Raw genomic sequence first — 11,197 nt, forward strand, 5'->3', positions numbered from 1 at the left:
CGTGCAATCAGTCGTCGAATTCGCAAAGAGTCTGTTGAACGCGTGTGTGATAATGCCTCGACTCGAAGAAGGCCGTCCTCTTCCTAGGTAGGTGACAGTGCACCAGGCCGTCAGCGGCAGCACCACCAAGGGCCAGCAGGGTCAGGGATCGGCACGGACGGGATTTCGGCCGGACATCGAGGGCTTGCGCGCCGTGGCGGTGCTGGCCGTTGTCCTCTTTCACGCCGGCGTTCCCGGGGTCGGTGGGGGATACGTCGGCGTGGACGTGTTCTTCGTCATCTCGGGATTCCTGATTACCGGGCTGCTGTGGCGCGAAGCGAATACCACGGGAACTGTCGGGCTGCGCCGCTTCTACGGGGCCCGGGCCCGCCGACTGCTGCCGGCGTCGGCCTTCGTCGGAGTCATCACCTTGATCGGCTCGGCTGTCCTATTACCCCCGCTGCAGGCCCGCACCGCCATCGGTGATGGCATCACCAGCGCTTTGTATGTCAGCAACTACCGGTTCCTTCTACAGGGCGTCGACTACTCCGCCCCCAATGTCGCAGTGTCACCGTTCCAGCACTATTGGTCGTTGGGTGTTGAGGAGCAGTTCTACCTGGTTTGGCCGGCCTTGATCATCGGGACGGTGTGGTTGATCCGGCATACGCGTGGGCGCAGCAGAGCCGAGGCCACCTCCTCGCAGCGCCCGTATCAGCTGGTCTTTGCATTGGTCGCGGCTGTCTCATTCGCGCTGTCGCTGGCGACCACTCACTGGGCGCCTGCTGCGGCGTTTTTTTCACTACCCACCCGGGCCTGGCAGTTGGCCGTCGGCGGCCTGGTGGTCCTCACGGCCGGCCAGTGGCGCCGAATCCCTGCACGCGCTGCTGCCGTCACCGGATGGGCGGGACTGGCCCTAGTCCTGCTGGCCTGCACCCGCTTCAGCACGGACACGCTCTATCCGGGCATCGCCGCGCTGTTACCCACCGTGGGTGCGGCGCTGGTGATCGGCGCCGGCTGTGCCACACCTGCCCAGGGATGCAGCCGCGTCCTGGGGTTGTCGCCGATGCGCGCGATCGGCCGGATCTCCTACTCGTGGTATGTGTGGCACTGGCCTGTTCTGGTACTCGCACCACTAGTAATCGGCCACCCGCTGGGGCTGGCCGCCAGGCTGGCCGCGGCGCTGGTCTCCGGCGTGCTGGCGGTACTCACCCTGCGTTTCATCGAGAACCCGTTGCGATTCGCCGCTCCGGTCCGCCGGTCTCCCGGGCGCAGTCTGGCGCTGGGCGGCATCGCCACCGCGGTCGCAGTCGGTGCGGGCCTAGCGCTCCTGGTTGTGGTGCCTACCCCGGTCGGGCGCGGCGCGCCGGCGGCGGCGATGAATGTCACCACGGCGCCGGTGCCCACCGGCTCCGACATCGCCGCCTATGACGCCGCGGTGCAGCATGCGTTCGCTCAGGTGCAGGCCGCGGTCGCAGCCTCTGTCGACGTCAAAGCCGTCCCGTCAAACCTGACCCCGCCGCTTGCCGACGCGCCAGCAGAACATAACGACCTATTCCGCAGCGGCTGTATGCGCAGCGGTTGGCAAGTCGCACAGCCTGACTGCGCGACGGGCGATACTGCTTCGACGACGACGGTGGCCGTGGTCGGCGACTCGCAGGCCACGATGTGGAGTCCAGCGTTCCGCGCGGTCGCTGAGCAGCGGCACTGGCGGCTAGAGATGCTGACCAAAGCGGGCTGCCCGTTGCTGGACTTGCCGATCGCCAGCGCTCAACTTCATCGGGAGTACACCGAGTGCGAGCAGTGGCGTGGTCAGGTCATCGCACGATTACGCGCCGAACACCCGCGGCTGGTCGTGGTCAGCATGTTGCGAGAGTACGGCCACGGTAACTGGCTCACGTCTTACGATCCGCCGTGGATCGCCAGCCTGACCCGCCTTATGCGGCAGCTGCGCGGCTCTGGCGCCAAGGTTCTGGTGCTCGGGCCGACCCCGGATCCAGGCTCAGTGGTGCCGGTCTGCCTGTCCGGGCACCTCGATGACGCGGCTGCCTGCTCGGCGCGAACGTCGATGGCGTTAAACGAGCCCGGCATTGCGGCCGAGTCTGTCGCCACCAAAGCCGGCGGCGGACAATACGCAGACCTCACCAACTTGTTCTGCACCGCCGAGCGCTGCCCGATCATTGTCGGCAACACCCTCGTCTACCTGGACGGGCGACATGTGACGGTCGAATACTCCCGGCTGCTGGCACCGGCCATCGGAGCGCTGGCCGACCGCACGCTGGCCCGCAGTTGACCCAGAGGAACCGGAGGCTTCGAGTCATGTCAACATCCGTGCTCATTACTGGCGGAGCAGGATTCATTGGGTCCGCACTCGCGCACTGTCTCGTCGATGCAGGCTACGAAGTCGCTGTGATGGACGTCCTGCACCCGCAAGTGCACGGCGACCATGCAGTAATCGATCTACCGCCATCGGTGCGCTTGTTCACCGGTGACGTCACGCACGCGCCCGACTTGGACGCCGTGCTTCGGTTGCTCCAACCTGCCCAGATCGTTCATTTGGCGGCTGAGACGGGAACGGCGCAGTCACTTTCGGAGGCGACGCGCCACGGTTCGGTGAACGTGGTGGGAACGACTCAACTTCTTGATGCGCTGAGCCGCGCAGGACACGCGCCCGATCAGCTCGTGCTGGCATCATCGAGAGCCGTCTATGGCGAAGGCGCGTGGCAGTACGGCTCGCAGATCTACTACCCGCAGCCTCGCAGCCACGCTCAGCTCATGGCCGGCGTCTGGGATCCGCAAGGACCCACGGACGATTCGGCGGTCCCGCTTCCGAGCTGTGCCAGCCGAACGGAGCCCCGGCCGACGAATATCTACGCCGCAACCAAACTCGCCCAAGAGCACATCTTGGCCGCTTGGACAGCCGCGCACGACACCCATCTCAGTGTGCTGCGGCTACAGAATGTCTACGGGCCGGGCCAGTCGCTGACGAATTCGTACACCGGAATCGTCGCTCTTTTCGCACGATTGGCAGGCGAGCAGCACACATTGGAAGTCTACGAAGACGGACGGATCGTTCGCGATTTCGTCTATATCGACGATGTCATCGACGCGCTGTTCGCTGCGATAGAAAAACCTGCGGCGCAGTCACGCTGCGTCGACATCGGGTCGGGTATCCCGACAACCATCCATGAGCTGGCTCGGCAGATCGCCGCCGTCTGTGATGCCCCAGAACCGGTGGTCGTGGCGAAATTCCGCGACGGTGACGTGCGTGCCGCAAGATGCGACATCGAGCTGGCAACAAAGGAACTCGACTGGCACCCGAAGTGGGCGCTCAAGGAAGGTCTGCGTGAGCTCCTAGATTGGATCGGCGGGCAGAGTCGAGGGGCTGGTGATCCCCGGTGCTGAAGCCGCCACCCAGTGATACGAACGTGGTATCGATGAACTCCACTGAGATTGACGCTTTGTCGGCGCAGCCGCTTATCTCGGTCTGCGTGCCGGTGTACAACAACGGCGCGACAATCGCGCGGTGTCTGCGCAGCGTCGTGGATCAGGACGGCGACTTCGAGATCTTGGTCATCGACGACTGTTCGTCGGACGACAGCGTGGCTATTGCCGCAACGATGCTCAGGCCGCGCGACCGTCTCGTAATTAACGAATCCAACCTCGGTCAGTCAGAAAACCACCAGAGATGTTTAGAACTCGCGCGTGGCCACTGTATCCAGTTCGTGCATTGCGACGACTATCTACTTCCAGGCGCCTTGGAGACGCTTGCGCGATGCTTCGAGAACCCCAGCGTGGGAATGGCTTTCGCGCCGCGGCGCGTGGTGACAGACGACCTCAAGTGGCTGAAATTCGGCAAGACGCTCCATACCCACTTCCGGAAGCTCGAAGAATACAATAACGGCTTGTCGCTAGTCAGGCAGATGTCGTCAGTAGGCTTCGCCTACAACTGGATAGGCGAACCGACCAGTGTGATGTTCCGGCGTCGGGTAGCACTTGATGCGGGAGGTATTCATACCGATTGTCTTGACGAGACGGAACTCTGGTTGCGTCTATTGCTCAGATCCGCGGCTTGTTTTGTCCCAAAAGAACTGGCGGTGAGACATCAAAAGGTGATCACGGATGACATTTGGGCATCATGCCCCTGGTGGTTGGATCAACTTCGCATACTCACCTGGATGATTATGGATCCCGCATCCCCACCAGACATCCGCATCATCGCGGGCATGTGGTGGCCACTCGCATGGCTGGGACGGGCCGTGTATTTCGGGATCAAAGGACCAGATCGATGGTCGCGTTTGAAAATCTTGGCCCTCGAACCCTTTCGCGAGTTCGCTCGTGCTCGGCGGTTACGCCATGGTTTGTGAAAACCACCCACCCCGGCGCTTGCCACAGCCGGATCGAGGCCATCAGCTAGTGATCGACGACGGCACTATTTTGCGCCGTCGAGAAATCTCCGCGATCGAGTTCGGTGCCCGTGATGCCATGGTGGTCGAGCCACTTCCGAATGCGCTCCGTGTGACCGTTCCATACGAGGTCGTCAGAGGCCTCGTCATTGCCTCACTCCATTTCCCTGACCATTCGGCGATGCACTGCCACATGCTTCGCCACCGACCCGAGCGAGCGGCCGCATGACACAACAGATTCGCAGCATAGACATGAAGGACCTGCATCAGCTGCCGCTGTTCCTGCCGTCGCACGTGCTGCGATGGATCGCATTCTTTGACGACGGCAGCGTGATCGGTTTCGACGAACTCAACTCCCCCGAGCATCCCGGCGAGACGCTCGCCGTGCGCGAGGTGTTCGGACTCGACCGGATCCGCCTGCAACGTACTGGCCACGGCAACCCCGGGCTGCCGGCGTTCCTGGTAATTGAGTGATGTTGTTTGAAGGCTCTACCTTCGAGCCCTTTCGCGTGTTCGCCCGCGTTCTGTGGCTACGCCAGGGCCTTGTCGCGTCAAGCCAGATACACGCTGCGTCGGTTCGCTGACTGACAAGAAAGCTGCGCATATGGATCAACGTATTCCTGCTACCGGGGACCTGTATCACCGCACTACTGCGGGACGTCCTCGCATCGAATCTTTAACTGGCCTGCGATGGTGCGCTGCACTTGCCGTATTTCTGTCTCACAACGTACCCGGGGGCAGGACACCGCCGATTATTTCGACGTTTTTCTCAAGCGGATATATCGGCGTCACACTGTTCTTCGTCCTTTCGGGATTCGTCCTGACCGTCACATACGGTGACGTGATAGCTGAACGCCGAAAAGCCGGCATCTGGAATTATGCCGTGGCACGCATGGCAAGGGTCATGCCCCTATACTGGCTTATCCTGCTGTTTGTGGTTGTTGTTTGGGTTTCTTTTAGTCCAGCCGCCACGACTGCCGGACTTTGGTGGCATTTTCTGGCGATCCAGGCATGGACCGGCGACGTGAAACTGGCATACTCTTGGAATTCCCCTGGTTGGTCTGTCGGCGTCGAACTCTTTCTTTATGCGATGTTCCCGCTCCTGGTTCTCCTAGCGGGAGTGTTGACCTCGACGAGGAAGGTGATAACCGTTGCTTGCTTCGTAGTGGCCGCTATGGCAACGCTCGTCATTCTTTTTCACCTGACAGGTAACGATAAACTTCCGTTGTCTGATCCTGCCTCTGCTCATCGCTGGATTTATCGATCTCCGCTCATGCGTCTCGGCGACTTCACCCTCGGAATCTGTGGGGCTTTGATCTATGCACGCGAACGCAGTCGTGCATGTCTGATCAAGACCGCGCCATTGGTAGCCGTCGCCATGTCACTGCTGATAATGGGGCTCATGATGGTTCCGCAGCTACTCAACTCTTCTCCCAGCTATGACCTCGCCTACGCTGTTCCTGGTGCTGTTCTGATTCTTTCATTGGCGCTATCTCCGCATCGAGGCATCGCCAGATTCTTGGGTTCCGTAACGCTTGTTGCTCTGGGAGAGTTGTCCTATGCCTTCTACTTGATTCACGCACCCGTGGGAGCGCAGTTCCAGAGGTGGGGTGTTTCTTCGAATGGCTTCACCTTGGTGAGCGGTATGGTCTTAATACTTTGCTTACTGTTCCTTATCGCCCTCAGTTGGGGATTGCATGTGTCATTCGAAAGACCCGCGCGCATCTTTTTGAGGAAGCGTCTTTCAATCTCGCCTTCTCGAACACCTGAGCCTCGATCGCAGCCCGCTATGGAAGGTTGAGGCCCTCATGAGCGTTGCAGAGGGCCGGTACCTCCTCGGGCGGTTCGACCAGCAGGAGATCCTCACAGCTCACCGGCCGCGTCGGGCGGAGCTCACGGCGCTCAACGTCCAGGAACCCGTGAAGCTGACCGGGACCGTGGCGGTATGGCGGAACCATGCCATCGAGCCACTCCAACCGCTGCTCGGCCCGTTCCTGCAGACGGCTGGCCTCGACCTTGAGCTGGTGCTGGGAGGGTACGACGACACATTGACCCTCCCGCCGCAGGGCGGCGCGGACCTCGACCTCGTCTGGTTCGACCTTGACCGGCTGGCGTTGGGAGACGACGAGGCGCTGGACTGGTTCGTTAGTCGGGTCGCCCGGTGTGCGGTGTCCGCTGTCGGCCCGGTGGTGGTGGTTCCGGTCTCGGATCGCCCCGCCCGCACGGCCGCCGCGGTCGACCGCTTCCAGGGCTTACCAGGCCTCCACTGCGCCGACCCCTGGACGGTCTGCAACGAAGCCGGCGTTGCCCTCATCGACGAGCGCACCGCTGCCCTCACGGGCAGTCGGATCTCCCGGGACGCACAGGTCCAACTCGCACGCGTGCTCGGCGCACGTTGGTTGCCGGCATCTTTGCTCCCGCCCCGCAAGATGGTGGCGGTCGACCTGGACGAGACGTTGCACCGGGGTGTCCTCGGTGAGGACGGCATCGAGGGTGTCGAAGTTACGCCCGCGCACGCCAGATTGCACGCCTATCTGAAAGAGCTTGCGGCAGGCGGTGCGCTGCTCACCCTCGTGTCACGTAACGAGCCAGAGGACGTCGAACGCCTCTTCGCGGCGCGGCGGGCGGACTACGGCTTAGCTCTCGACGACTTCGTTGCCGTCGAAGTCTCCTGGGGTTCCAAGGCCGACGCGGTGCATTGTGCTGCTGCCGCAGCCAGAATCGGTGAAGACGCCGTGGTTTTCGTCGACGACAACCCAGGCGAACTCCTGACAGTCGGACTCCGGTACCCAGGTGTGGCGCTCGTCCACGCGCAAGCCGACGCCGATCGAACCATCGATGCGCTGCGCTGGCAGTCGGGGCTTTGGCGGTGGAAGAGCGACGACGCCGCAATGGTCCGTGCCGGCGACCTCGCGGCGAACGCCGCCCGGGAGCGGCTGCTTGACGAGGCCGAGGACTTTGATCGGTACCTAGAAGAGCTCGGGGTGCGGGCCGAGATCGGCGTGGATCGCGAGGAGCAGCTGACCCGCCTCGCCGATCTAAGCGCCAAGACCAACCAGTTCAACGTCACGGTCGCCCGACTTGGCGAGGCCGACTTACAACGGGCGATGAAGGATCAGGATGCGCATGTGGTGTCGGTGGCGCTCTCAGATCGCTTGTCGGACAGCGGCGTCATCGCCTTGCTTGCTGTCAGGAACGACGATGGGCGGCTCCGCGTCGACGAGCTTGCGATGAGCTGCCGGGCGATGGGGCGAGGACTCGAGTCGCTGCTGGTCAGCCAGGCGTTGCGCGTACTTCCGTGCTGGGAGCGCGTGCGAGAGGTGTGCTTTCAGGTGCGACAGACCGAGCGAAACCTTCCCGCGCGTCGATGGGTTGGGAACATCGCCGGTCTAGATACGGTTGCTGAGGCCGGTGAGGTCTTCGTCGAGCGAGCCCGGTTCGACGAAATCCCGGTGCCCAATGTAGTGACGGTCTCGGTGCTCGGGTCCGCCGCGGACCCCGATTAGGCTCGTCGGCATGCCGTCATCGGAAGAGCTCGCGAGCGTCGTCGCCGCAATCGTCGCACGCGTTCTCGACATGTCTCCGGAGGAGGCGGTCGTTGCTCGCCGCAACGAGCAAGAGGCCTGGAACTCGCTCAAGCACATCGAGATCGTCTTCCAGATCGAGGAGGAGTTTGAGGTGCAGTTCGAGGAGGACGAGATCGCCGAGCTATTCGATGTTAAGTCGATCGTTACAGCGCTCGACCGGGTACGTGGCCGTTAAGGCTGGGCCGGAAGAGTTCGGTCACCGCCTCCGTCCTGTCGAGCGGCGGGATGCCGCGGGCATCCTCGCGCTCCGCACCGATCCTGAGCTCGGGCGGTTCCTTAACCCGACTGCTGGCGGGGTGGAGGACCAGGAACGCTGGGTCGAGGCGCAACAGGCCCGTGCTGGTGACCATTACTTCGTGATCGAGACCCTTGGCGGTCGTTGGGAGGGGGTCATCGGTCTCTACGGGATCCAGGACGCGAGCGGGGAGTGGGGACGCTGGATTCTCCGGCGAGGCTCTCTTGCTGCCTCGGCTTCTGTGCTGCTGCTGCTGCGCTTCGGGTTCGACGAACTCGGACTCCGACGGATTTACTGCCGCACGCTCGCGGAGAACCTCGTGGTCGTCAGCTTCCACGACTCCTGCCCGTACACGAGCCGTTCTGAGCACATCGATACGGGCGGTCGCGCCTGTGTCGAGCACTCTATCGTCCGCCCGGACTGGCCGGCGTTTCGCGATGCGCTGGCCCCGACGGCCGAGCGGGTCGCCCGCCGCGTTGCACGCTCGTGATCCCGATCGGCCGCTTCCACCACATCGGGATCGCGACGGAATCGATCGCCCGGGACGAGGCCGTCTATGCGCAGCTCGGCTACGAACGCGAGGGCGGGGAGTTTCTCGATGCGGGCCAGGGGGTCCGCGGCGTGTTCCTCGTGGGCCCCGGTCCCCGCCTCGAGTTGCTTGAGCCCTACGAGGGGAGCACCACGCTTGAGCCGTGGCTGCAGGCTGGCAGCCGGCTATACCACCAGGCCTACGAGGTCGACGACCTCGACGCATCGCTCGGTTCGGCCCGGAAGTCGTTGCGGGCACACGTCATTCGCGCTCCGATGCCAGCCCCAGCGTTCGGCGGGCGTCCGGTATCGTTCCTCATGCTCCGCAACCGCTCGGTGATCGAGCTCATCCAGGCGGAGGTGCAGTGAGCGTCGAGTGGTACGACAGAAGATCGGAATGCAGGTGTCTTCTTCCTGTCATGGTCGAAACGATCGGCAGGCATCAATCACTTGGGTGACGTTTTCCTCCGACAGATGAGGACCGATCGGCAGACTGAGATGAGTTCGCGCCGCCCGTTCCGCGATAGGGAACGTTCCCTCGACTAGTCCGAGCGGAGCAAATGCACCTGACAGGTGCGGGGGAATCGGGTAGTGCACCAGTGTCTGAATCCCTTTGCTAGCCAGATGTTTCTGCAGTTCATCACGGGAGGCATGGTCAACTACGTACACGTGCCACACATGTTCACGTCCGGGCGCGACATGGGGCAGCCGTAGTCCGGGGATATCGGCGAGTTCGTTCGCGTAGCGTTTCGCGGTGGTTCGGCGTCGAAAGTTCCAACTGTCAAGATGCTGCAATTTGACGCGCAGCACCGCCGACTGAATCTCGTCGAGTCGCGAGTTGGCCCCGAGCAGCTCATTCACGTATTTTTGACTGCTTCCGTAGTTGCCGAGTGAACGAACGCGGGCGGCGACATCGGGGTCGTCGGTGGTCACGGCACCGCCGTCGCCGAGAGCCCCCAGGTTTTTCCCCGGATAGAAACTCCATGCCACCGCGTGGCCATGAGCGCCGATGCGCCGGCCGTTGTAGCGCGCGCCATGCGCTTGTGCGGCGTCCTCCACCACCACCAGCTCGTGTTTCCTCGTCACTGCTAACAGATCCTCGAGATCTGCTGGTTGGCCGAAGAGGTGCACCGGAACGAGGGCACGCGTTCGCGGAGTAATTGCCTCTTCTACCCGAGCGGGATCGAGGTTCCATTGACCAGCGATCGGCTCTACCGCCACCGGGCGGGCACCAGCCTGCGCTACGGCGATCCAGGTCGCGATGTAGGTGTTCGACGGGACGATAACCTCGTCACCCGGGCCAATCCCGAGTGCCTTCAGCGCGAGGGCAATAGCGTCTAAACCGTTGCCGACTCCGACCGCATGCTTCGCGCCGGTAAAGGCAGCGAACTCTCGCTCAAACGCTGCTGTTTCCTCGCCTCGTATGTACCAGCCGCTGCGCACGACTCGCTCGATAGATTCCAGCACGGGAGCTTCGATCTCCCGCGTGGCCGCGCCAATGTCTAAAAAGGGCACTGCGACGGCCGGATTGGTGAGTGCTGCAACTCCAGGCCCCGCCCCATCCATTCCCACGATTGCTCCTCGGCGCATTTCAGTCTCGCGAACCCCGGCTGGATTCCTTTTCCTAGCGTTGATTCTCCTGCCAAGAAAGGAGGTCCGTTCAGCCCGCCGTGCTGGCGGCACTGCGGGCCGTCGTTATGAAGTCCTCGTAGTCGCGGATGTAATCGGATTCCTCGTAGGCCAGCGAGGCGAACACTAGAGATATCGCCCCCGTGCAGAAACCCGTGACTTGTGTCCAGATCATGCTCGGCACGTACAGGCCATGGTAGGAGCGGTCAAGCGAAACAGTTCGTTGACTTCGTCCGTCATCGAGCATGACCGCGAAGGACCCTGATGCTGCCACAATAAATTGTTGGAGCACCCGATGTGCGTGTCCGCCACGCTCGGCTCCACCGGGGACATCGTAGAGATAAAACACCCTCTTGATTTCGAAAGGTACGTGAACCCCACCGTAGAGCGGAGACAGGTTGCCTTCGGGCATCTCGATCTTCTCGAGATTCACCAATCTGCATTCGTCGACGCTGCTCACGGCGTGTTCCTGAGCCGAAGAAAATCTCTGTAGTCGCGCACGTAATCCTCGGGCGTGAATGGGTTAGACGCGAGGACGAGGGCAACCGCATTTGTGGAGAAATTGATCATTTCCCGCCAAATAAGGTTGGGAACCAACAGAGCATGATAGGAACGATTCAAGGTGTAGCGAATCAGATGTGAACCGTCGTCCACTGTGACATCGAAACTTCCGGATAGTGCCACGATGAACTCCTGACCCGTCCGGTACGCATGGCCTCCTCGAACGGAACCTCCGGGAACGTCATAGATCCAAAATGCGCGTTCAATCTCGAACGGGACGTGCGTGCCCGACTCGACAAAGGTCAGGTTTCCGCGAGGGTCATGAATTTTCGGCA

At 62.2% G+C, this 11,197-nt stretch carries 12 protein-coding genes; 9 read left to right on the plus strand and 3 right to left on the minus strand.

The annotated features are described in order from the left end of the window. The first annotated feature begins 91 nt into the window (after positions 1 to 91). The 9 genes from WAN02_RS27360 (at position 92) to WAN02_RS27400 (ending at position 9,101) form a co-directional block, all read left to right on the plus strand. Entirely contained in the window at positions 92 to 2,269 is a 2,178-nt protein-coding gene (locus WAN02_RS27360) for an acyltransferase family protein (RefSeq protein ID WP_422268294.1), read from the plus strand. A 38-nt stretch (positions 2,270 to 2,307) separates the two neighbouring features. After that, positions 2,308 to 3,381, plus strand: coding sequence for an NAD-dependent epimerase/dehydratase family protein (locus tag WAN02_RS27365; RefSeq protein WP_422268321.1), 1,074 nt, complete (start codon positions 2,308 to 2,310; stop codon positions 3,379 to 3,381). Between the two features lie 32 nt (positions 3,382 to 3,413). Next, positions 3,414 to 4,343 carry a glycosyltransferase family 2 protein gene (locus WAN02_RS27370; protein WP_422268296.1) on the plus strand — a complete coding sequence of 310 codons (930 nt, stop codon included), beginning with the start codon at positions 3,414 to 3,416 and terminating at the stop codon, positions 4,341 to 4,343. A 264-nt stretch (positions 4,344 to 4,607) separates the two neighbouring features. Then, positions 4,608 to 4,856: a hypothetical protein gene (locus tag WAN02_RS27375; RefSeq protein WP_422268298.1), complete on the plus strand. Its 249-nt coding sequence runs from the start codon at positions 4,608 to 4,610 to the stop codon at positions 4,854 to 4,856. A 130-nt stretch (positions 4,857 to 4,986) separates the two neighbouring features. After that, complete coding sequence (locus tag WAN02_RS27380; RefSeq protein ID WP_422268300.1) at positions 4,987 to 6,183, plus strand: acyltransferase family protein; 1,197 nt, start codon at positions 4,987 to 4,989, stop codon at positions 6,181 to 6,183. 7 nt (positions 6,184 to 6,190) lie between these two features. Next, positions 6,191 to 7,888 carry an HAD-IIIC family phosphatase gene (locus WAN02_RS27385; protein ID WP_422268302.1) on the plus strand — a complete coding sequence of 566 codons (1,698 nt, stop codon included), beginning with the start codon at positions 6,191 to 6,193 and terminating at the stop codon, positions 7,886 to 7,888. Positions 7,889 to 7,898: 10 nt separating this feature from the next. After that, positions 7,899 to 8,144 carry a hypothetical protein gene (locus WAN02_RS27390; RefSeq protein ID WP_422268304.1) on the plus strand — a complete coding sequence of 82 codons (246 nt, stop codon included), beginning with the start codon at positions 7,899 to 7,901 and terminating at the stop codon, positions 8,142 to 8,144. Then, the gene (locus tag WAN02_RS27395) at positions 8,134 to 8,694 is read left to right on the plus strand and encodes a GNAT family N-acetyltransferase (protein WP_422268306.1); all 561 of its coding nucleotides are present in this window, start codon (positions 8,134 to 8,136) and stop codon (positions 8,692 to 8,694) included. Before WAN02_RS27390 ends, WAN02_RS27395 begins: the two co-directional genes overlap by 11 nt. Next, a complete protein-coding gene (locus tag WAN02_RS27400; protein WP_422268308.1) occupies positions 8,691 to 9,101 on the plus strand; it encodes a VOC family protein in 411 nt (136 codons plus the stop codon). Before WAN02_RS27395 ends, WAN02_RS27400 begins: the two co-directional genes overlap by 4 nt. A gap of 48 nt (positions 9,102 to 9,149) precedes the next feature. On the opposite strand, the gene WAN02_RS27405 is transcribed toward WAN02_RS27400, so the two are convergent. The 3 genes from WAN02_RS27405 to WAN02_RS27415 all read right to left on the minus strand — a co-directional run. Beyond that, the gene (locus WAN02_RS27405; protein WP_422268323.1) at positions 9,150 to 10,298 is read right to left on the minus strand and encodes a DegT/DnrJ/EryC1/StrS family aminotransferase; all 1,149 of its coding nucleotides are present in this window, start codon (positions 10,296 to 10,298) and stop codon (positions 9,150 to 9,152) included. Positions 10,299 to 10,392: 94 nt separating this feature from the next. Beyond that, the gene (locus tag WAN02_RS27410) at positions 10,393 to 10,821 is read right to left on the minus strand and encodes a sugar 3,4-ketoisomerase (RefSeq protein ID WP_422268311.1); all 429 of its coding nucleotides are present in this window, start codon (positions 10,819 to 10,821) and stop codon (positions 10,393 to 10,395) included. Further along, positions 10,818 to 11,197, minus strand: a 380-nt coding sequence (locus WAN02_RS27415; protein ID WP_422268313.1) for a sugar 3,4-ketoisomerase, incomplete at its 5' end; no start/stop codon positions are given. The genes WAN02_RS27410 and WAN02_RS27415, both read right to left, overlap by 4 nt.

It is taken from the genome of Mycobacterium sp., from assembly GCF_049281135.1.
Lineage (GTDB): Bacteria > Actinomycetota > Actinomycetes > Mycobacteriales > Mycobacteriaceae > Mycobacterium.